Source organism: Bradyrhizobium denitrificans, from assembly GCF_013179005.1.
Taxonomy (GTDB): domain Bacteria; phylum Pseudomonadota; class Alphaproteobacteria; order Rhizobiales; family Xanthobacteraceae; genus Bradyrhizobium; species Bradyrhizobium denitrificans.
The window spans coordinates 117,052-137,198 of the sequence record NZ_JABFDP010000024.1 but is presented as its reverse complement, the minus strand read 5'-3'; the positions used below and the strand labels follow the sequence as shown (position 1 = coordinate 137,198).

Below are 20,147 nucleotides of genomic sequence, written 5' to 3'. Positions count from 1 at the left end.
CAGCGCGTGGCGACTCTCGAGTGATGTCGTAGCGCGCGACGCAGTCTCCGTCATTGCGAGGAGCGCAGCGACGAAGCAGAGTCCCGCCCACGACTCCGGATTGCTTCGCAGAGCCTGTCATCAGGCCGCGCATCCCCGCGGCCCCGGCGGCTCGCAATGACGGCGCCTTATTGTCGGAGCGTCAGGGACGCAAACAAAAAGGCCGGGGCAATGCCCCGGCCTTCGTCGTCTCCGCCGCGCGTGGTGCCGGATCTCAGTAGCGGTAGTGGTCCGACTTGAACGGGCCTTCCTGCTTGACGCCGATATAGGCGGCCTGGTCGGGGCGCAGCTCGGTGAGCTTGACGCCGATCTTCGCGAGGTGCAGGCGCGCGACCTTCTCGTCGAGCGACTTCGGCAGCACGTAGACTTCCTTCTTGTACTTGCCGTCCTTGTTGTTGGCGTAGAGCTCGATCTGCGCCAAGGTCTGGTTGGTGAACGACGCCGACATCACGAAGGACGGGTGGCCCATCGCATTGCCGAGGTTCACGAGCCGGCCTTCCGACAGCAGGATCATGCGCTTGCCGTCGGGGAAGGTGATCTCGTCGACCTGCGGCTTGATGTTGGTCCACTTCAGGTTCTTGAGCGAGGCGACCTGGATCTCGTTGTCGAAATGGCCGATGTTGCAGACGATGGCGCGATCCTTCATCGCGCGCATGTGCTCGATGGTGATGATGTCCTTGTTGCCGGTGGCGGTCACGAAGATGTCGGCGCGCGGCGCGGCGTCCTCCATCGTCACCACCTCATAGCCCTCCATCGCCGCCTGCAGCGCGCAGATCGGATCGATCTCGGAGACCAGGACGCGGCAGCCGGCCTGGCGTAGCGAGGCGGCCGAGCCCTTGCCGACATCGCCGAAGCCGGCGACCATCGCGACCTTGCCCGACATCATCACGTCGGTGCCGCGACGGATGCCGTCGACCAGCGACTCGCGGCAGCCATAGAGGTTGTCGAACTTCGACTTGGTGACGCTGTCATTGACGTTGATCGCCGGCCACAGCAGGGTGCCGGCCTTCTGCATGTCGTAGAGACGGTGCACGCCGGTGGTGGTCTCCTCGGAGACGCCCTTGATGGATGCGGCGATTGCCGCGAAATAGCCCTTCGGCTTCTCCTTGAGCTGCTTCTTGAGCAGCGCGAAGAACACTTCCTCCTCCTCGGAGGCGGGCTTGTCGAGGAACGCCGTGTCGCCGTTCTCGGCGCGCAGGCCGAGATGGACGTACATGGTGGCATCGCCGCCGTCATCGAGGATCATGTTGGGATGGCCGCCGCCATGCCAGTCGAACAGCTTGGCGGTGTAGTCCCAGTAATCGGCCAGGGTCTCGCCCTTGACGGCGAACACCGGAATGCCGGCGGCGGCAATCGCCGCGGCCGCATGGTCCTGGGTCGAATAGATGTTGCAGGACACCCAGCGGATGTCGGCGCCCAGCGCTGCGAGCGTCTCGATCAGCACAGCGGTCTGGATGGTCATGTGCAGCGAGCCCGCGATGCGCGCGCCCTTCAGCGGCTGCTTCGGGCCATACTCCTCGCGCGTCGCCATCAGGCCGGGCATCTCGGTCTCGGCGAGCGAGATCTCCTTGCGGCCGAACTCGGCGAGCGAAATGTCCTTGACGATGTAGTCGTTGAAACCTGGCTTGGCGGTCATGTGAAACTTTCCTGGTCGGATGAATTGAGATTGGCAGCACAAGGCACGCCGCACGCCTCACGACGCGGTCTGCTCCCTCTCCCCGCTTGCGGCGAGAGGGTCGGGGTGAGGGGGAGTCTCCACGAGCTCGGGGCGTGGAGAGTCCCCCTCACCCGGATTGCATCTCACGATGCAATCCGACCTCTCCCCGCAAGCGGGGAGAGGTTGGCAACAATTACACCGCGCGCTTGAACGCTTCGGCGAGATCGGTCTTCTCCCAGGAGAAGCCGCCCTCATTGTCGGGCGTGCGGCCGAAATGGCCGTAGGCCGCGGTGCGCGCGTAGATCGGACGGTTGAGGTCGAGATGGCTGCGGATGCCGCGCGGGGTGAGGTTCATCACCTCGGCCGCCGCCTTCTCGAGCTTGTCCTCGGAGACCTTCCCGGTGCCATGGGTGTCGATATAGATCGACAGCGGCCGCGCCACGCCGATGGCGTAAGCGAGCTGCAGGGTGCAGCGGTCGGCGAGGCCGGCGGCCACGATGTTCTTGGCGAGGTAACGCGCGGCATAGGCCGCCGAGCGGTCGACCTTGGTCGGATCCTTGCCCGAGAACGCGCCGCCGCCATGCGGGGCCGCGCCACCATAGGTGTCGACGATGATCTTGCGGCCGGTCAGGCCGGTGTCGCCGTCGGGACCGCCGATGAAGAACTTGCCGGTCGGGTTGATGTGCCAGATCGTGTCCTTGGTGATCCAGTCCTTCGGCAGCGCCTCGCGCACATAGGGCTCGACCCGCTCGCGGACCTGCGCCGAGGTCATGTCCTCGACCAGGTGCTGATGCGAGACGACGATTTCGCGCACGCCGACCGGCTTGCCATTCTCGTAGCGCACCGTGACCTGGCTCTTGGAATCCGGGCCCAGCACCTTCTCGACGCCCGAGTGGCGGGCTTCGGCGATCAGGCGCAGGATCTTGTGGGCGTAGAAGATCGGCGCCGGCATCAGATCAGGCGTCTCGTTGCAGGCGTAACCGAACATGATGCCCTGGTCGCCGGCGCCCTCTTCCTTCACTTCACCCGGCTGCAGCGCATCGACGCCCTGCGCGATGTCGGCCGACTGCGGATGCAGCAGGATCTCGATGTCGCAGGTCTTCCAGTGGAAGCCTGCCTGCTCGTAGCCGATGTCCTTGATGGCCTCGCGGACAACGTGCTCGATGTGCTCGTTGGTCACCGAGGCCGGGCCGCGGGTCTCGCCGGCGATCACGACCTTGTTGGTGGTGGCGAGCGTCTCGCAGGCGGCGCGGATCTGCCAGGGGTCGATGCCGGCCTTCGGCCCTTCGCGGTAGAACAGGTCGACGATCTCGTCGGAAATCCGGTCGCAGACCTTGTCCGGATGGCCCTCGGACACCGACTCCGAGGTGAACAGATATGACGCGCGCATCAAGCAACCCCTTCTTCGCCGCCCACGGCGGTCGTTGTATTGATCCCAAGTAATCCCAAGGATGTCAGTCGCGACGCCGCGAGATGACGTAGGATTCGTCGTAGAACCACAGCCCGTTGTGCTTTCGCAGAACCTCTCTGGCGGCGTCGAGCGCACGAGACGAGTGGGCCACCTCGGTCAGGCGGTCTTCCTCGATCTGCGCGACATACACCGCCGCGTTCCAGGCTGCAAAGGCCGTCGAGGTTCCGATCGCACCGGTGACCTCGTTGGGCAGAGCCTCCATCTCATACCTGAAAATCGAGCGATTGTCCGCATAGGCGTTAAAATTTAGGTCTCGCCCACTGGAGCCCAGCTCGTATTTCACGGCGCGCAATAGCTCATGACGGCTGACCGAGAAAGGATTTTCTCCAGGCCAGACCGCCTGGATGATGTCCAACCCCGGATCATGGCCGTGGGAGTGGATTCCGATCAGGCGGCCGCCCGGCTTCAAGGCCCTCGCCAGCGGCGCGATGATGCGTTTGGCGCGGAAATTGACCGAGGAACGGGCGCGGTAGGGCTGCGACGCGATGATCAGATCGAAATTGGCCTCGACCCGGCCGGCGCGCGGGATGATGCCGTCGAGCAGGAAGCGGTGGTCCTCGCGGTAGAGCACCAGCGCCACCGGGCGCTCATAGACCGGCATGCCGGTCCGCGGCGAGACATTGGCGCGCCAATTCTGCTCCAGGAACGGCTTCAGCGCAGTGATCTGGGCCTCGAAATCCCCGGACGAATCGCCCTGCAGCACGACCTCGTGCCAGATCATCGAGGCGGCGACCGATGGCGAGGCCGGCGTCAGCCACGGCGCCTCGGCATAGTTCATGTTGGTGATCACGAACACCGAGGCCGGATGCTCGAACAGCCGGTCCGGCACCTTTTCCAGCGTCAGCCGCACATCCTCCAGGCTCAGCTCCTTGCCGGCGACATAGAACGGAATGTGTGGAAAACGACCGTGCATGGTGCGCAGCACTTTCGACAGCACGGTGCCGTCGCCGACGCCAGCGTCGAACAGCCGCAGCGCCGGCGGCCTGGGATGGATGCTGGCGAGTTCGAGGCCGACGCGCTCGGCCACCACCCGCTTCTCGCTGCAGGTGTGCACGAACAGGAGGTATTTCTGGCGGTTTTCGAAGAAGCGGAAATTGCTCTTGGGATCGCGCTTCTCGGGAACAACATCGAGCCGCGGCGGCGGCAGGGTACCGGTCGACGCCGCGATATAGGCCTGAATGCGATCGAGCGTGTCGATGGTGATGCGCTTGCCCTCGCGCAGCCGGTGCACGAGCTTGCCGTCGTTGACCGCGCGGCGGCCAAACGTCGATTCCGCCATGTCCGATTGGCGGCAGAACTCCGTGATCTGAGCGAGCAGCTGGTCGTTCTTCATCCGGCCACAACGGTGGGAAATGTGGGTGGGCCAGAGCCCGCTGGCCCAACGTCCTAGCACCTTCTGCCCACCATTGGAAAGGGCCTGCCCCCGGGCCTCTCCGGGCGCAACACACCGGATTAGGACTCAGCTCTCCGGAACCGAAACCCGCCCGCCGACCCGGTCGCCGCACCGTCATCGCCCGGAACGACCGAATCCTGTTATCCCTGACGCGCCATGAAAGACGACGCGAGCGGCGTCGGCATGCCGCTCTGCCGACACGATCCGCCGGCAATGTTGGCGTCGCGAATATTGCAGGGAGGCTCGCATGGTCGGTCGGTTGATCCTTGGCGTAGGTCTTGGCGTGGGTCTCTCGCTCGCGCTGGCCGCAGGCCAGGCACGCGCCGACGACGTCACCGGCGTCTGGCTGCGCGAGAGCGGCGCGTCGAAGGTGAAATTCGCGCCCTGCGGCGGCGCCGTCTGCGGCACGCTGGTCTGGATCAAGGAAGGCACGGATACACCGGCCAAGGTCGGCCAGCGGCTGTTCTCCGACATGAAGTCGACCGGCCCCAACGCCTGGGCGGGCAGCTACAACAATCCCGATGACGGCAAGACCTACGATGCCAAGATGACGCTGTCGGGAAGCACGCTGACGACTGCGGGCTGTGCCTTCGGCGGCGTGATCTGCCGATCCTCGACCTGGACGCGGGCGAACTGACGGAAAGCCGGTTTCCCGAAAGGATCATGCTCAAGCAGAGTCTGGGTCATGATGCGCTTCTATGGAAACGCATCATGACCCAAGACACGAAAAAAGGCCGGACCAGGCAGCGCCTGATCCGGCCTCATCATCCCTCACCCGGCGTGAGATCTACTTGCCCCAGATCTCCTCGGCGAGTTCGACGCAGAGGCGCAGCTTGGCCCACTGCTCTTCCTCGCTCAGAATGTTGCCTTCCTCGGTCGAGGCGAAGCCGCATTGCGGCGACAGCGCGAGCTGGTCGAGCGGGGCGAACTTCGACGCCTCTTCCAGGCGCCGCTTGATGTCGTCCTTCTTCTCGAGCTCGCCGACCTTCGAGGTGACGAGGCCGACGACGACGACCTTATTGCCCTTCGGCAGGAAGCGCAGCGGTTCGAAGCCGCCGGCGCGCTCGCTGTCATACTCCAGGAAGTAGCCATCGTAGTTGGTGTTGGCGAGCATGGTCTCGGCGACCGGCTCGTAGCCGCCCGAGGAGATCCAGGTCGAGCGGAAATTGCCGCGGCAGACATGGGTGGTGATCGTCATGTCGGCCGGACGTTCGGCGATCGCATAGTTGATGATGCGCGAATAGATCTGCTGCAGGCCGTCCGGATTGTCGCCGCGCTCCCGCGCCTTCTTCAGCTCGTCCTGCGAGCACAGATAAGCCCAGACGGTGTCGTCGAACTGCAGATAGCGGCAGCCGGCGTCGTAGAATGCCTTCACGGCCTTGCGGTAGGTCTTGCCGAGATCCTCGTAGAAGGCGTCGAGATCGGGATAGACTTCCTTCGAGATCGACTTGCGGCCGCCACGGAAGTGCAGCACCGCCGGCGACGGGATGGTCATCTTCGCCGTCACATGCGCCGTGTCGGCGTGCTTCTTGAGGAAGCGGAAGTGATCGAGCATCGGATGATCGTCCGGGAAGTCGAGCTTGCTGATCACGCGCACCGAGTCGTGGCGGGTCTGCACGCCGGTGAACTGGATGCCGGTGTCGGGATGAAACAGCTCGCAGCCGGTCAGCTTGGCCAGGAAGTCGAAATGCCACCAGGAGCGGCGGAACTCGCCGTCGGTCGCAAGCTTCAGGCCGGTCGAGGCCTGGCGGTGCACGACCTTCTCGATCTCCATGTCCTCGATCTTGCGGAGATCGTCGGCCGAAATTTCGCCCTTCTCGAGCTTGGCGCGGGCCTCTTTGATCTTCTGCGGGCGCAGCAGGCTGCCGACTTCATCGGCGCGGAACGGGGGCTTGGTGCGTTGCATCTCTTCACTCCTTGGAAGTGTCGACGTCTTGGATGTGGTTGTTGGATCGGTTAAATCATCTACCTAGACGAGCTGCTCCTGGCCGGTGCCTGCGCGTCCTCAAGGCCACGGGCAGCCCTACCGCGTATCCGGTCAGTATACAATTCCGTTCCGATCAGGATTGTGCACGCTGCGGTCGTTCCGCACAGGACAGCGGCTCGGATCCTGACCCTACGCCTCATTCCGTAATTCCGCTGCCAGGACGCGCGTACCCGGCGATCATCTGGGCCCCCGTTCCGGTATACAGAATACCCCTCGCCTCTCGCTGCGATGGTCCTGCCCCGGTGTCCGGTGGACCACCCGAGGCGCCTGAGCGTCAGTGCGCCGCCGCGCTCGCAACCCCCAGATGCCGCTCCAGCGGCGCGGGATCTGCCTTCAGCGCACTGGAGGGCGCGTCGTGAACGATGGTGCCGCGCTCCAGGATCACGACGCGATCGGCCAGCGTGAGCAGCTTCTGCGCATGCTGCTCGACGATGATCGAGCACAGCCCGCCGGCGCGGCTGATGGTGCCGATCGCCGTCAGCAGTTCCTCGACAATGATCGGCGCCAACCCCTCGGTCGGCTCGTCCAACAGCAGCACCTTCGGGTTCAGGGTGAGCGCGCGGCCGATCGCCAACATCTGCTGCTCGCCGCCCGAGAGCTGGTTGCCGAAATTGTTGCGGCGCTCTTTGAGCCTTGGGAACATCGCGTAGACGCGCTCCACCGTCCATGGTCCCGGCTGCGCCACCGCGGTCATGTTCTCCTCCACGGTGAGCGAGCGGAAGATGTTGCGCTCCTGCGGCACCCAGCCGATGCCGGCGCGGGCGCGCTGGTCGGCGCGCAGACCGGAGATGTCGGTGCCGGCAAGCGCGATCTTGCCGGAAAAGCGCCGGGTCACGCCGACGATGGAGTTGATCAGCGTGGTCTTGCCGGTGCCGTTGCGGCCGAGCAGCGCCAGCACTTGGCCTTCCGGGAGCCTCAGCGACATGTTCGGCAGCACGACCGCCTGGCCGTAGCCGGCACGCAGGTTCTCGATGGCGAGCAGATCGGTCATCATGCGGCCTCGCCGAGATAGACGGCCTTGACCTGCGGGTCGCGCGCGACCTCATCGGGCGCGCCCTCGACCAGCAGCGCACCGGAGACGAGAACCGAGATGCGGTCGGCGAAGGAGAAGACGAGGTCCATGTCGTGCTCGATCAAGAGCACCGTCACGTCACGCGGCAGCGCGGCGACGGCAGCGAGAATGTCCTTGCGCTCGCCCTCGGGCACGCCTGCGGCGGGCTCATCGAGCAGCAGCACGCGTGGCTTGGCCGCGATCGCGACTGCGATCTCCAGCAGGCGCTGCTTGCCATAGGGCAAGGTCGAGGTGCGGTCATTCATCACGTCGAGCAGCCGGAAGCGCTCCAGGGTCTCAGCGATCTCGGCATTGATGTCGTCGCGCGTCCCCATGCGCCGCCACCAATTGCCGCCGCCGCCAAGCCGCTCGGAGACAGCGAGCCCGATCGTCTCCAACGGAGTCAGGTCAGAGTAGAGCTGGTTGATCTGGAAGGTGCGCGACAGGCCGCGCAGCACCCGCTTGTGCACCGGCAGATCGGTGATGTCCTGCCCTTCCAGCAGGATACGCCCTGCACTCGGCTCCAGCACCCCGGTCAGCTGATTGATCACGGTGGTCTTGCCCGCGCCGTTCGGGCCGATCAGCGCGTGCCGCGCGCCGGGCGCAATCTTGAGCGACAGATCGCGGGTGACGTGGAGGCCGCCGAAATGCTTGTCGAGGCCGCGCGTTTCCAAGGCGTAGGTCATGGCGCCTCGTTATCGGTGAGAGCCACCGCGGCCTTGCGGCCGGCGATCTGCCGGAGGACGAGATTGGGCAACCATAGCGCATAAGCGTGAATGCGATGGCGGCCGACGAGCACGATGACGACGAGCACCAGGCCGATCCAGAACATCCAGTATTGCGGCGTGATCCACTGGAACAGCTCCTGCAGCATCCGGAACACCGCAGCACCGATCAGCCCGCCATAGAGATAGCCGGAGCCGCCGATGACCAGCATCAGCACCAGATCGGCGGACCGCTCGAAGGAGAACACGTCGAGCGAGGCGAGCGCCGTGGTCTGGGTGAACAGCGCGCCGGCGATGCCGGCATAGAACGCCGCGACGGTGTAGATCGCGATCAGGCGCTTGTTGACGGGAATGCCGATCGCAGCCGCCCGCAACGGATTGTTCTTGATCGCGCGCAGCGACAGGCCGAACGGTGAATGCACGATCATCCGCGCCAGCAGGAACAGCACGAACAGCACTGCGAGCGCATAGAAGAAGCCGGTCTTGCCGAACATGTCGAAGGCGAACACGCCGAAGATCGGTTGGATGTCGATCCCTTGCAGGCCGTCGGTGCCGCCGGTGATGTTGGAGAAGCGCTCCGCCAGCGCTTCCATCAGCAGTGCGATGCCGAGCGTGACCATCAGCCGCGTCAGGTCGGCGCCGCGGATCACAAGGAAGCTGGTGGCGAAGCCGAGCACCGTGGCGGCCAGGCCGGCCACGATCAACGCCAGCACCGGCTCATTGATGAGGCCGTGCACCGACAGCAGGCCGGCGCAATAGGCGCCGACGCCGAAGAAGGCGGCGTGGCCCAGCGAGACAATGCCGGCATAGCCGAGGATCAGGTCGAGCGACAGCGCGAACAGCGCCAGCCGCAGGATCTCGGTCATGATCAGATAGCGCGACGGGAATGCCAGTCCGACCGCCAGCACGACGATCCAGAAGGCGAACTCGCTCCAGTGCCAGCGGCCGTGCTGCCTGGCATGAAAACCGACCTCGGTTTGTGCGTTCGTGGTCATGCGATCCTCACCGCGTCGCCGTGCGACCGAACAGGCCGTTCGGGCGCCAGATCAGGATCACGATCATGATGGTGTAGATGACGAATGGGCCGAGCTTCGGCACGTAATATTTCCCGGCGACGTCGGCGACGCCAAGCAGCAGCGAAGCCAGGAACGGCCCGGTGATCGAGGACGAGCCGCCGACAGTGACCACGATCAGGAAGTAGATCATGAACTTCAGCGGGAAATATGGATCGAGGCCGAGGATTTCCGCGCTGAGTGCGCCGCCGAGGCCGGCGAGCCCGCAGCCGAAGGCGAAAGTGAAGGCAAAGACCTGCGGCACATTGATGCCGAGGCCGCTGGCGGCGCGCGGATCATCGACCGCGGCGCGCAGCCGGCTGCCGAACCGGGTCTTGGACAGCACGAGTTGCAGCCCCACCGTGAGCAGGCCGCAGATCACGATGATCATCAGCCGATAGCGGCCGATGCCGACGCCGAAGATGTCGAACTGGCCCTGCAGAATCTCGGGCAGTTTGATGAAGATGCGCGACGAGCCCATGATGTAGTCGACCGTGGCGACCGTCATGAACACCAGCCCGATCGAGAACAAGACCTGATCGAGATGGCTGCGCGCATAGAGATGCTGATAAAGGGTCCGCTCCAGCAGCGCCCCGATCACGGCGCTCGCGACGAAAGCCAGCGGCAGCGCGGCGAAGAACGGCCAGCCGACCCGGTTGACAAGCACGGCACAGACATAGCCGCCGGCCATGGCGAAGGCGCCATGCGCCAGATTGACGAAGTTCATCAGGCCGAGCGTCACGGCCAGCCCGCAGGCCAGCACGAACAGCAGCATACCATAGGCGACGCCGTCGAACAGATTGGTGAGGATGGCGGTCATGGAGTCTGGTTCAGTCCCCGGTCTCATCCCTTGCTACGAAGGGAACGCCTACAACGCTTGCTCGGTCTGCGCCTCCCCCGCGTGCGGGAGAGGTCGGATCGCATCGACAGATGCGATACGGGTGGGGAACGTCTCTCCACACGACCCATGTGCCGTGTAGCGCCCCACCCCAGCCCTCCCCCGCAAGCGGGGGGAGGGAGCGCCGCCCGTGCGCCCGACGCTACGAGCGCAGCCTCACTTCTTCGCCTTGCCCGGATCCTTGACAGCTTCGAAGGTCTGGAACTCGACATTGTAGAGCTCGCCGTCGACCTTCTCGACCTTGCGGATATAGACGTTCTGGACGATGTCCCGCGTTTCCGGATCGATCGAGATCGGGCCGCGCGGGCTCTCCCAGGCCATGCCCTTCATCGCCGCGAGCAGGGAGTCGCCATCGGTCTTGCCGCCGCTCTTCTTCAGGGCCTCATAGATCAGGTGAATGCCGTCATAGCCGCCAACCGCCATGAAACCCGGACGGCTGTTGTAGGCCTTCTTGTAAGCCGCGACGAACTCCTTGTTCTTCGCCGACGGATGCGCCGCCGAATAGATGTGCGCCGTCACCGCGCCAAGCACGGCGTCGCCCATGTCGTTGAGCAGGTCGTCGTCGGTGACATCGCCCGGCCCGATCACCTTGATGCCGCTCTTGTCGAGACCGCGCTCGGCATATTGCTTCATGAAGTTGCCGCCCTGCCCGGCCGGCACGAACACGAACATCGCATCCGGCTTGGCGTCCTTCATGCGCTGCAGGAACGGCGCAAAGTCCGGGTTCTGGAGCGGAACCTTGACTTCCTCGACGATCTCGCCGCCACCGGCCGTGAAGCGCTCCTTGAACGAGGCCAGCGCGTCATTGCCCGGCGCATAGTCCGAGGTCAGGGTCGCGACCTTCTTGATGCCGTTCTTGACCGCCCAGTCGCCGATGATGGTGGAGGACTGCGGCAACGTGAAGCTGGTGCGGACGATGTAAGGCGACTTCTCGGTGATGATCGAAGTCCCCGCGGCCATCACGACCTCCGGGATCTTGCCCTGGGTGGCGAGCGGCGCGGCAGCGAACGCCGCCGGGGTCACGCCGAAGCCGGCAATGACGTTGACCTTGTCGTTGACGATCAGCTCCTGCGCCAGCCGCTTGGTATTGTCGGGCAGCGCAGCGTCGTCCTTGAGGATGACCTGGATCTTCTTGCCGGCGACGGTGTCGCCGTTCTGCTGCATGTAAAGCTTGATCGCGTTGTCGATCTGCTTGCCGGTCGACGCCTGGCCGCCGGTCATCGGCACGATCAGGCCAATTTTGAACACGTCCTCGGCCCGCGCCGCACCGGACGCGAGCGCAGCCGCGGCCAATGCCGCACTAGCGAGCGTCAGTGTCTTGTTTCGCACGAACATTGAAACTACCTCCCTGGTCGGATCAGGACCGCAGCCCCCGGCCATTGTTGTCTCACCTGTGCGATCTCGTTCACGATATCGCGCGCGCATCGCTGCGGACTCGGCACGTTCTTGTCAATGGCGATCATGGGAGGCTTCGTGGACGATCGGTTTCTGAAACCGACCAGCGGAGCTATACGAGGTATAATGATACTTTCACCATGGATCGGCCAAATTTTACCATTTGATGGCAAGCCGTTAGGGTCGGGGCCGCGGGGTGCCCGCAGCATGAGAGGTCATCCGTCGATGCCGGCCAGCCGCCGATCCGCAATAAGAATGGCTACGGCCATGATGGTGCTGACCACCCTCGTCCCGGCGTTATCCGGCTGCTCGTCCATCAACGCGACGGTCGGCGCCGGCATGGGCGACCTGATGCCGCAATGGGCGGGCGGCCTGCCGGCTGGCGCCCCACCCCGCCCCGGCACCGCCGAATACGACCGCTTCATGCAGGAGCGCGAGCGGCAACGGCAGCTGCCGGCCGCCGAGCGCGACAAGGGGACGCAGCCCGACGCCAACGCCCAGGCGACCGGCTCCGGCCGCTGACGGCTGCGTCAATCCATGAACACGACGGTCTTGCGGCCGTTGAGAATGACGCGGTCCTCAAGGTGGTAGCGGATCGCCCGCGCCAGCACCCGACGCTCGATGTCGCGCCCCTTGCGGACGAGATCATCAGGCGTATCGCGATGGCTGATGCGCTCGACATCCTGGTCGATGATCGGGCCTTCGTCGAGATCGCGGGTCACGTAATGGGCCGTCGCGCCGATCAGTTTGACACCGCGCTCATAGGCCTGGTGGTAGGGCTTGGCGCCCTTGAAGCCCGGCAGGAACGAATGGTGGATGTTGATGCAGCGGCCCGACAGGCTTGCCGACATCTCATCGGAGAGAATCTGCATGTAGCGGGCGAGCACGACGAGATCGGTCTTGGTCTCCTCGACCAGCTTCAGGATCGCCTGCTCCTGGTCGCGCTTGGTCTCCTTGGTGACCGGCATGTGATGAAACGGAATGTCGCCGAAATCGAGCCCGGCATAGGTCTCGCGCGGATGGTTGGAGACGATCGCGGTCGGGATCATCGACAGGTCGCGGGTACGCCAGCGATACAGGATATCGACCAGGCAATGGTCGAACTTCGAGACCAGCAGCATCACCCGGCGCTGCGCGGCGCGGTCGCGCATCTGCCAGTCCATCGAAAAGCGCTCGGCGATCGCCGCGAATCCGGTCTGCAGCGCCGGCAGGTTGACGGCGAGATCGGCGGCCGTGAACACCACCCGCATGAAGAAGTGATCCGTCTCGAAGTCGCCGAACTGCTGGGCGTCGAGAATGTTCTGACCGTTATGGGCAAGGAAGGTCGAAACGGCCGAGACGATCCCGGGACGATCCGGGCAGGACAGGGTCAGGACATATTGGTGGTCGGACATGGCGATGACGTCACCGGACGGATGAGCTGAAGATGAATGAGGAGCCGAGCTTGGCGCCCGTTCGGGCCCTGCTCTACCACCCTCTGCACGCTTGCGCCAACGCTCGGCGCGGGGGCAGGATGAACAAAAGATCACTCCTCAAGCTTCGAGCATGGCCATGGCAGACCGGCTGACCGGCAACCGCATCCTGATCCTGGAAACCCGCGAGGAGGCGCAGTTCTCCCGGCTGCTCGCCGAGCAAGGCGCCGACGTGCTGCAATGTCCGATGTTCACGATCCAGGACGCGCCGGACCCGGCTCCGGTCGAGGCCTGGATCCATCGCTGCATCGAACGGCCGCTTGACGATCTGGTGTTGATGACCGGCGAGGGGTTGCGGCGGCTGATGACGGTGGTGCGCCGAATCGGCGTCGAGCCCGCATTCATCGCGGCGCTGGGCAAGGCCCGCAAATTCACCCGCGGGCCGAAGCCGGGGCGCGCCTTACGCGAGCTCGGGCTCGAGTCCCAGGTGACGACCGAGAAACCGACGTCGGAAGGCGTCGCCGAACTGCTGGCGCGATACGATCTGAAAGGCCATCGCCTTGGCTTGCAGCTCTATCCCGACAAGGATCATTCGGCGCTGATCGGCGCCATCCAGGCGGAAGGGGCCGACGTCGACCCGGTGCTGCCCTATGTCTATGATGCCAAGGCGGCGGACGCGAACATCCTGACCGCGATCGACGAGATGACCGCCGGCAAGGTCGATGCGATCGCACTGACCAGCTCCGGCCAGCCGCGTCGGCTGTTCGACGTCGCCAAGGCGCATGGCGTCGAGGACCGGCTGCGACAGGGTCTGGCGCGCACGCAGATTGCGTCCGTGGGGCCCGTGGTGACGGAGGAGCTCGCCGCGCACGGGCTTGCGCCATCGATCGTGCCGGCGGGAGAGGCCTATTTCATGAAGCCGCTGATCTCGGCGATGGCGACGGCGCTGGGTGTGAAGGCGCAGCGGACCTGATCCCGCAGCTGGAGGCGTCATTGCGTCGGCGCAATCTCGCCCCGCAATGACAATGACGGAGAACTAGCCCTGACCCGTCTCGCGCAGGAACGCCTGGTAGGCGAGCCTGATCCCCTCCTCCAGGGGCGTCGTCGCGCGCCAGCCGAGCGCGGCGAGGCGCGAGACGTCGAGCAGCTTGCGCGGCGTGCCATCCGGCCGTGACGGATCGAAGCTGATGCGGCCCCGATAGCCCACCGCGGCCGCGGCCACACGGGCGAAATCGGCGATGGTGATGTCCTCGCCGGTGCCGATATTGACCAGTTCGGGCGCCGAAAAGGTCTTCATCAGATGCAGGCAGGCATCGGCCATGTCGTCGACATAGAGAAATTCGCGCCGCGGCGTGCCGGTGCCCCATACCACGACCTCGGCGGCGTCGCTTCGCTTCGCCTCATGGAAGCGCCGGATCAGCGCCGCGACGACATGGCTGTATTCGGGATGATAATTGTCGCCCGGACCGTAGAGATTGGTCGGCATCACATTGATGAAGTCGGCGCCATATTGGCTGCGATAGGCCTCGACCATCTTGATGCCGGCGATCTTGGCGATCGCATAGGGCTCGTTGGTCGGCTCCAATGCGCCGGTGAGCATCGCGTCCTCGCGCAAGGGCTGCGCGGCGAGCTTCGGGTAAATGCAGGAAGAGCCGAGAAACATCAGCTTCTCGACGCCGTTCACATGCGCGGCGTGAATGACATTGGTCGCAATCGCGAGATTGTCATAGATGAACTCGGCCCGCAGCGTGTTGTTGGCGACGATGCCGCCGACCTTTGCCGCAGCCAGGAACACCACTTGCGGCTTGGCGCGGGCAAACCATGCGAACACGGCGGCCTGGTCGCGCAGATCGACCTCGCTGCGCGGCACCGTCATGAGCGCGACGTTCTCGCGCACCAGACGCCGCACCAGCGCGCTGCCGACCATGCCGCGATGGCCGGCGACGAAGACGCGTTTTCCCGCGAGCTCAAAGCGTGTTGCTGCCACGAGCCGCCTCCCGCCGCGCCGCGACGAGGTCGCTCGCAACCATTTCCTTGACCAGTTGTGCAAAGCTGGTCTTCGGCGTCCAGCCGAGCTTGTCACGCGCCTTGCTGCAATCGCCGATCAGGAGATCGACCTCGGTGGGCCGGAAATAATTGGGATCGATGCGCACCACCGCCTTGCCGGACCGGCAGTCGATACCCGTCTCCTCGACCCCCTCACCGCGCCATTCGATCCGGCGATCGACCTCGGCGAAGGCAAGCTCGACCAGCTCGCGCACCGAATGCGTCTCGCCGGTCGCCAGCACGAAGTCATCCGGCACATCCGCCTGCAGGATCCGGTGCATGCCCTCGACATAGTCGCGGGCATGGCCCCAGTCACGCTTGGCCTCGAGATTGCCGAGATAGATGGCCTCCTCCAGACCGGCCTCGATGCGGGCGACGCCGCGGGTGATCTTGCGCGTCACGAAGGTCTCGCCGCGGATCGGGCTCTCATGGTTGAACAAGATGCCGTTGCAGGCGAACATCCCGTAGGCCTCGCGGTAATTCACGGTGATCCAGTAGCCGTAGAGCTTGGCACAGCCGTAAGGGGAGCGCGGATAGAATGGCGTCGTCTCCCGCTGCGGGATCTCCTGGACCAGCCCGTAAAGCTCGGACGTCGATGCCTGATAGAACCGGGTCTGTTTCTCCATGCCGAGAATGCGAATGGCTTCCAACAGGCGAAGAACACCGAGCGCGTCGGCATTGGCAGTGTATTCCGGGCTCTCGAAGCTGACGCCGACATGGCTCTGCGCGGCGAGATTATAGATCTCGTCGGGACGGATCTGCTGCACCAGCCGGATCAAATTGGTCGAGTCGGTCATGTCGCCATGATGCAGCAGAAACGGCACATTGCCTTCGTGCGGGTCCTGGTAGAGGTGATCGACCCGTCCGGTGTTGAACGACGACGATCGTCGCTTGATGCCATGCACGGTATAGCCGAGCCCGAGCAGGTACTCGGCGAGGTAAGCGCCGTCCTGCCCGGTCACGCCGGTGATCAGCGCCACCCGGCCGCTGCAATCCTTGCCCGCCATCACCACTCCAACATCGCCACCGCCCCTGCAGGCCGCGTTCCCCACGAGCAGTCCATAGCCGCCGCCGCCGGTCAAGCTCAATGGAAAACATATGTCAGATCAATGGCGTAGAAATAGGATGCAAAGGTAGGTCTAATCCCCGTAGCAGCGCAGGCGGTCGAGATCGAGCACGGTCACCCCGCCATATTCCACCCGCAACAGGCCGTCGCGCTCCAAGGTCTTGAGGCATTGATTGGCGTTCTGCCGCGACAGGCCGGAGAGTGCCCCGATCTCCTCCTGGGTGATTTCGAGGTGACGGGTCGTGTTGGGGTAGAGGATCGGGTTGAAGAGCGCGGCAATGCTGCGGGCCAGCCGCGCCGTCGCATCCAGCGTGCGGCCGACCTCGACGAGGCCAATGAACTGGCCGAGCCGCTCGTTGAGCTGAGTGACCAGAAAGCGGTTGAAGCCGACGCTGTTCTCGAACAGCCACATGAAGGTCTGCCGCTCCATCAGCGCCGCACGGGTATCGCGCAGCGCGACCACGTCGTAGCGGCGCGGCTCGTTCTTGAGCACGCTGCCCTCGCCGAACCAGGCGCCGGCCGACATGCCCGCAAACGTCGTCGCCTTGCCGCCCCGCGATACCGTGCTCATGCGGGCCAGACCCGAGACGATGCCGGTCCAATAATCGAACTGATCGCCACGCAAAAAGATGTGCTCGTTGGCCGCAAAGGAGCGCTCGACGATGCCGGCCGAGGCAGCGTCGATCTCCTCGGGCTTGAGATGGCGCGACCAGGGCGCGATGCGCAGCAGGGTGTCGGAGGAGATCAAGCCGTCGTCTCGTTACTTCGAATCCCGCGACCGTATTGCATCGCAACAATCACGTCTTGAATTTTGCCCGGGAATTGTCAGGCGCAAGACAGTTCCTAATAGCGCTTTCCCTTATCCAGGACCACCGCATTCGACTCGGGCCTCTCGGGTTCATCCCCAGCCCGGATGACGCGAAAGACCGGCATGCGGCAAAATGCGCCTGCCGTAACCGCCCGTCATTCGTCGGATGGCGCGGAACAGGCGGGCGGGATAGAGTTCGACGACAGCGGCGAGCCTACGTCGCGACACCAGGCTTGAAGAGCGCAACAAGCGCCGGCAAGGACTTCGGGAGGACGACTTGGACTATACGTTGGAAGCGCGCGGGGTGTCGCTGCGTTTCGGTGGGGTGAAAGCCCTGACCGACGTCAGCTTCGGCGTGCGCGAGGGCGAGCTGTTCTCGATCATCGGCCCGAACGGCGCCGGCAAGACCTCGATCGTCAACTGCATCTCCGGGCGCTATAAGCCGACCGAAGGCCGCCTGTTCCATCGCGGCCACGACATCACCGGCCTGCCGCCGAATGCGCGCGCCAAGATCGGCATCGGCCGCACATTCCAGAACCTCGCTTTGTTCCACCACATGAGCGTGCTCGACAACATCATGGTCGGGCGCCATCACTTGTTGAAGAACAACTTCCTCACCGGCTCGCTCTATTGGCTCACCGGCGCGCGGCGCGAGGAGCTGAAGCACCGCGAGAAGGTCGAAGAGATCATCGACTTCCTCGACCTGCAGTCGGTGCGCAAGGCGCCGGCGGGCACCCTCTCCTACGGCCTGCGCAAGCGCGTCGAGCTCGCCCGCGCAATGGCGCTCGAGCCGCATCTCATCCTCCTCGACGAGCCGATGGCCGGCATGAACTTCGAGGAGAAGGAGGACATGGCGCGCTACATCGTCGACCTCAACGAGGAGTACGGCATGACCGTCGTGATGATCGAGCACGACATGGGCGTCGTCATGGACATCTCCCACCGCGTCATGGTGCTCGATTTCGGCCGCAAGATCGCAGAGGGCGATCCGGCCGCCGTGCTCGCCGATCCCCACGTCAAGCGCGCCTATCTCGGCGAGGAGGACGAACTGCTGGTCGATCCCGACGAGGCGCCCTCCATTGCGGAGGACGCGGCATGATGGACTATGCGGGGCGCGTCAGACAGGCCGACACCTATCCGAAGCTGCTGCGGCTGAATGCCAGGGAGCACGGCCAGGAGATCGCGCTGCGCAAGAAGGATCTCGGCCTCTGGCGCACCTTCACCTGGGCCGACTACCAGGCCCGCGTCCGTGATTTCGCGCTCGGCATGGTCGCGCTCGGGCTCGGCAAGGACGACGTCATTGGCATCATCGGCGACAACCGGCCGGACTGGGTCGCAGCCGAAATCGCCACCCATGCGATCAGGGCGTTCAGCCTCGGCCTCTATCGCGACGTGCTCGACGACGAGGCCGCCTATCTCCTGAATTATGGCGAAGCGCGGCTGGTATTCGCCGAGGACGAGGAGCAGGTCGACAAGCTCTTGAATCTCGCCGATCGCGTGCCGGCGCTGAAGCACATCGTGTATTCCGATCCGCGGGGCATGCGGAAATATGACGATCCCAGGCTGATGCCGGCCGACAAGCTCGCCGAGCTCGGCCGCAACCGGGCCGCCCGCGAGCCGGATCTTTATGACCGCATGGTCGATGCCACCCAGGGCGACGACGTCGCGATCCTCTGCACCACGTCGGGCACGACCTCGCATCCGAAGCTCGCGATGCTCTCAGCCGCGCGCGTGCTCAAGCATTGCGCCACCTATCTCGCCTTCGACCCCAAGGGGCCCGAAGACGAATATGTCTCGGTGCTGCCGCTGCCCTGGATCATGGAACAGGTCTATGTGCTCGGCAAAGGTCTGCTCTGCCGGATGAAGGTCAACTTCGTCGAAGAGCCGGATACGATGATGAACGACTTCCGCGAGATCGCGCCGACCTTCGTGCTGTTCGCGCCAAGGGTCTGGGAGCAGATCGCGGCCGACGTCCGCGCCGCCGTCATGGACGCCTCGCCGCTGAAGCAGCGGCTGTATCATCTGGGCATGTCGACCGGTCTCGCGGCGCTGGAGAAAGGCCAGCATTCGAGCTTCGCCAATATGCTGCTGTTCCGCGCGCTGCGCGACCGTCTCGGCTTCACCCGGCTGCGCTCGGCCGCGACCGGCGGCGCCGCGCTCGGGCCTGACACCTTCAAGTTCTTCCGCGCCATGGGCGTGCCGCTGCGCACGCTCTACGGCCAGACCGAACTGCTGGGGGCCTACACGCTGCACCCTGCCGACAAGGTCGATCCCGACACGACCGGCGTACCGATGTCGGAGGACATCGAGATCAGGATCGACCAGCCCGACAGCCAGGGCATCGGCGAGATCCTGGTGCGCCATCCCAACATGTTCTTAGGCTACTACAAGGCCCCTGAAGCCTCGGCCGCCGACGTCAAAGACGGCTGGATGCATTCCGGCGATGCCGGCTATTTCAACGACCACAACCAGTTGGTCGTCATCGACCGCATCAAGGATCTTGCCGAGACCGCGCGCGGCGAGCGCTTCTCGCCGCAATATATCGAGAACAAGCTGAAGTTCTCGCCCTATATCGCCGAAGCGGTCGTACTCGGCGCCGGCCGCGAGCATCTCGCGGCGATGATCTGCATCCGCTACTCCATCATCTCGAAATGGGCGGAGAAGAACCGCATCGCGTTCACCACCTATTCCGATCTCGCCTCGCGCAACGAGGTCTATGCGCTGCTGCAGAAGGAGGTCGAGACCGTCAACGCGCATCTGCCGGCTGCGCAGCGTATCGCCCGCTTCCTGCTGCTCTACAAGGAGCTCGACGCCGACGACGGCGAACTGACCCGCACCCGCAAAGTCCGCCGCAGCGTCATCAACGAGAAATACGCCGACATTATCGACGGCATCTATGGCGGCAAGCCGGCTATCCCCGTCGACACCGTCATCCGTTTCCAGGACGGCACCACCCAGCGCATCCGCACGACGTTGAGGGTGGTGGATCTCGGAGGCCACGGACCCATGGCGGAGGCGGCGGAGTGATGCGCCTTCCGTCACAAGAGACAGTCATGCGCGGGCTTGAGCCGCGCATCCATCCTCTTCCGAAAACCTCCTTCGCGATGGATCGCCGGGTCGAGCCCGGCGGTGACGCGTGAGAACGAT

At 64.6% G+C, this 20,147-nt stretch carries 18 protein-coding genes; 5 read left to right on the top strand and 13 right to left on the bottom strand.

The window, feature by feature from the left end; translation table 11 throughout:
- Window positions 1–253 precede the first annotated feature (253 nt).
- From ahcY to HL671_RS26285, 3 genes are all read right to left on the bottom strand, one after another.
- Window positions 254–1,675, bottom strand: coding sequence for an adenosylhomocysteinase (gene ahcY / locus HL671_RS26295; RefSeq protein ID WP_012045610.1), 1,422 nt, complete (start codon window positions 1,673–1,675; stop codon window positions 254–256).
- A 214-nt stretch (window positions 1,676–1,889) separates the two neighbouring features.
- On the bottom strand, window positions 1,890–3,086 hold the full coding sequence (gene metK / locus HL671_RS26290) for a methionine adenosyltransferase (protein ID WP_041750909.1): 1,197 nt from the start codon (window positions 3,084–3,086) through the stop codon (window positions 1,890–1,892).
- Between the two features lie 64 nt (window positions 3,087–3,150).
- Window positions 3,151–4,500 carry a hypothetical protein gene (locus tag HL671_RS26285; RefSeq protein ID WP_012045612.1) on the bottom strand — a complete coding sequence of 450 codons (1,350 nt, stop codon included), beginning with the start codon at window positions 4,498–4,500 and terminating at the stop codon, window positions 3,151–3,153.
- Window positions 4,501–4,807: 307 nt separating this feature from the next.
- Between HL671_RS26285 and HL671_RS26280 the strand changes: the two genes are divergently transcribed.
- On the top strand, window positions 4,808–5,197 hold the full coding sequence (locus HL671_RS26280) for a DUF2147 domain-containing protein (RefSeq protein ID WP_172240086.1): 390 nt from the start codon (window positions 4,808–4,810) through the stop codon (window positions 5,195–5,197).
- 150 nt (window positions 5,198–5,347) lie between these two features.
- Here HL671_RS26280 and HL671_RS26275 read toward each other — a convergent pair whose 3' ends face one another.
- From HL671_RS26275 to HL671_RS26250, 6 genes are all read right to left on the bottom strand, one after another.
- A complete protein-coding gene (locus HL671_RS26275; RefSeq protein WP_172240083.1) occupies window positions 5,348–6,466 on the bottom strand; it encodes a cobalamin-independent methionine synthase II family protein in 1,119 nt (372 codons plus the stop codon).
- 355 nt (window positions 6,467–6,821) lie between these two features.
- Window positions 6,822–7,538, bottom strand: a complete 717-nt coding sequence (locus HL671_RS26270; protein WP_012045615.1) for an ABC transporter ATP-binding protein — start codon at window positions 7,536–7,538, stop codon at window positions 6,822–6,824.
- A complete protein-coding gene (locus HL671_RS26265; protein WP_172240080.1) occupies window positions 7,538–8,284 on the bottom strand; it encodes an ABC transporter ATP-binding protein in 747 nt (248 codons plus the stop codon). Before HL671_RS26265 ends, HL671_RS26270 begins: the two co-directional genes overlap by 1 nt.
- A complete protein-coding gene (locus HL671_RS26260) occupies window positions 8,281–9,318 on the bottom strand; it encodes a branched-chain amino acid ABC transporter permease (RefSeq protein ID WP_012045617.1) in 1,038 nt (345 codons plus the stop codon). Before HL671_RS26260 ends, HL671_RS26265 begins: the two co-directional genes overlap by 4 nt.
- A gap of 7 nt (window positions 9,319–9,325) precedes the next feature.
- Window positions 9,326–10,195, bottom strand: coding sequence for a branched-chain amino acid ABC transporter permease (locus HL671_RS26255; protein ID WP_012045618.1), 870 nt, complete (start codon window positions 10,193–10,195; stop codon window positions 9,326–9,328).
- A gap of 234 nt (window positions 10,196–10,429) precedes the next feature.
- Window positions 10,430–11,608 carry an ABC transporter substrate-binding protein gene (locus tag HL671_RS26250; protein WP_172240077.1) on the bottom strand — a complete coding sequence of 393 codons (1,179 nt, stop codon included), beginning with the start codon at window positions 11,606–11,608 and terminating at the stop codon, window positions 10,430–10,432.
- Window positions 11,609–11,935: 327 nt separating this feature from the next.
- Between HL671_RS26250 and HL671_RS26245 the strand changes: the two genes are divergently transcribed.
- The gene (locus HL671_RS26245; protein ID WP_244424131.1) at window positions 11,936–12,190 is read left to right on the top strand and encodes a hypothetical protein; all 255 of its coding nucleotides are present in this window, start codon (window positions 11,936–11,938) and stop codon (window positions 12,188–12,190) included.
- An 8-nt stretch (window positions 12,191–12,198) separates the two neighbouring features.
- Here the strand turns inward: HL671_RS26245 and purU are convergent, their stop codons facing one another.
- Window positions 12,199–13,062: a formyltetrahydrofolate deformylase gene (gene purU / locus HL671_RS26240; RefSeq protein ID WP_012045621.1), complete on the bottom strand. Its 864-nt coding sequence runs from the start codon at window positions 13,060–13,062 to the stop codon at window positions 12,199–12,201.
- Window positions 13,063–13,219: 157 nt separating this feature from the next.
- Here purU and HL671_RS26235 point away from each other — a divergent pair, with 157 nt between their 5' ends.
- Window positions 13,220–14,053 (top strand): uroporphyrinogen-III synthase, encoded by an 834-nt coding sequence (locus HL671_RS26235; RefSeq protein ID WP_012045622.1) that lies wholly within the window; start codon window positions 13,220–13,222, stop codon window positions 14,051–14,053.
- Window positions 14,054–14,116: 63 nt separating this feature from the next.
- Here HL671_RS26235 and fcl read toward each other — a convergent pair whose 3' ends face one another.
- The 3 genes from fcl to HL671_RS26220 all read right to left on the bottom strand — a co-directional run bounded on the left by fcl (window position 14,117) and on the right by HL671_RS26220 (window position 16,940).
- Window positions 14,117–15,067 carry a GDP-L-fucose synthase gene (gene fcl, locus HL671_RS26230; protein ID WP_211400626.1) on the bottom strand — a complete coding sequence of 317 codons (951 nt, stop codon included), beginning with the start codon at window positions 15,065–15,067 and terminating at the stop codon, window positions 14,117–14,119.
- Entirely contained in the window at window positions 15,048–16,133 is a 1,086-nt protein-coding gene (gene gmd, locus HL671_RS26225; RefSeq protein WP_012045624.1) for a GDP-mannose 4,6-dehydratase, read from the bottom strand. The genes fcl and gmd overlap by 20 nt, the downstream gene beginning before the upstream one ends.
- A gap of 132 nt (window positions 16,134–16,265) precedes the next feature.
- A complete protein-coding gene (locus HL671_RS26220) occupies window positions 16,266–16,940 on the bottom strand; it encodes a Crp/Fnr family transcriptional regulator (RefSeq protein WP_012045625.1) in 675 nt (224 codons plus the stop codon).
- A 337-nt stretch (window positions 16,941–17,277) separates the two neighbouring features.
- Between HL671_RS26220 and HL671_RS26215 the strand changes: the two genes are divergently transcribed.
- Window positions 17,278–18,099 carry an ABC transporter ATP-binding protein gene (locus HL671_RS26215; protein WP_012045626.1) on the top strand — a complete coding sequence of 274 codons (822 nt, stop codon included), beginning with the start codon at window positions 17,278–17,280 and terminating at the stop codon, window positions 18,097–18,099.
- A complete protein-coding gene (locus HL671_RS26210) occupies window positions 18,096–20,027 on the top strand; it encodes a long-chain fatty acid--CoA ligase (RefSeq protein ID WP_172240074.1) in 1,932 nt (643 codons plus the stop codon). The genes HL671_RS26215 and HL671_RS26210 overlap by 4 nt, the downstream gene beginning before the upstream one ends.
- The last annotated feature ends 120 nt before the right edge of the window (window positions 20,028–20,147 follow it).

Excerpts from the sequence above, each read along its gene's own strand:
- ahcY (WP_012045610.1), bottom strand. The coding sequence starts at position 1,675 with ATGACCGCCAAGCCAGGTTTCAACGACTACATCGTCAAGGACATTTCG.
- metK (WP_041750909.1), bottom strand. The coding sequence starts at position 3,086 with ATGCGCGCGTCATATCTGTTCACCTCGGAGTCGGTGTCCGAGGGCCAT.
- HL671_RS26285 (WP_012045612.1), bottom strand. The coding sequence starts at position 4,500 with ATGAAGAACGACCAGCTGCTCGCTCAGATCACGGAGTTCTGCCGCCAA.
- HL671_RS26280 (WP_172240086.1), top strand. The coding sequence starts at position 4,808 with ATGGTCGGTCGGTTGATCCTTGGCGTAGGTCTTGGCGTGGGTCTCTCG.
- HL671_RS26275 (WP_172240083.1), bottom strand. The coding sequence starts at position 6,466 with ATGCAACGCACCAAGCCCCCGTTCCGCGCCGATGAAGTCGGCAGCCTG.
- HL671_RS26270 (WP_012045615.1), bottom strand. The coding sequence starts at position 7,538 with ATGACCGATCTGCTCGCCATCGAGAACCTGCGTGCCGGCTACGGCCAG.
- HL671_RS26265 (WP_172240080.1), bottom strand. The coding sequence starts at position 8,284 with ATGACCTACGCCTTGGAAACGCGCGGCCTCGACAAGCATTTCGGCGGC.
- HL671_RS26260 (WP_012045617.1), bottom strand. The coding sequence starts at position 9,318 with ATGACCACGAACGCACAAACCGAGGTCGGTTTTCATGCCAGGCAGCAC.
- HL671_RS26255 (WP_012045618.1), bottom strand. The coding sequence starts at position 10,195 with ATGACCGCCATCCTCACCAATCTGTTCGACGGCGTCGCCTATGGTATG.
- HL671_RS26250 (WP_172240077.1), bottom strand. The coding sequence starts at position 11,608 with ATGTTCGTGCGAAACAAGACACTGACGCTCGCTAGTGCGGCATTGGCC.
- HL671_RS26245 (WP_244424131.1), top strand. The coding sequence starts at position 11,936 with ATGATGGTGCTGACCACCCTCGTCCCGGCGTTATCCGGCTGCTCGTCC.
- purU (WP_012045621.1), bottom strand. The coding sequence starts at position 13,062 with ATGTCCGACCACCAATATGTCCTGACCCTGTCCTGCCCGGATCGTCCC.
- HL671_RS26235 (WP_012045622.1), top strand. The coding sequence starts at position 13,220 with ATGGCAGACCGGCTGACCGGCAACCGCATCCTGATCCTGGAAACCCGC.
- gmd (WP_012045624.1), bottom strand. The coding sequence starts at position 16,133 with ATGGCGGGCAAGGATTGCAGCGGCCGGGTGGCGCTGATCACCGGCGTG.
- HL671_RS26210 (WP_172240074.1), top strand. The coding sequence starts at position 18,096 with ATGATGGACTATGCGGGGCGCGTCAGACAGGCCGACACCTATCCGAAG.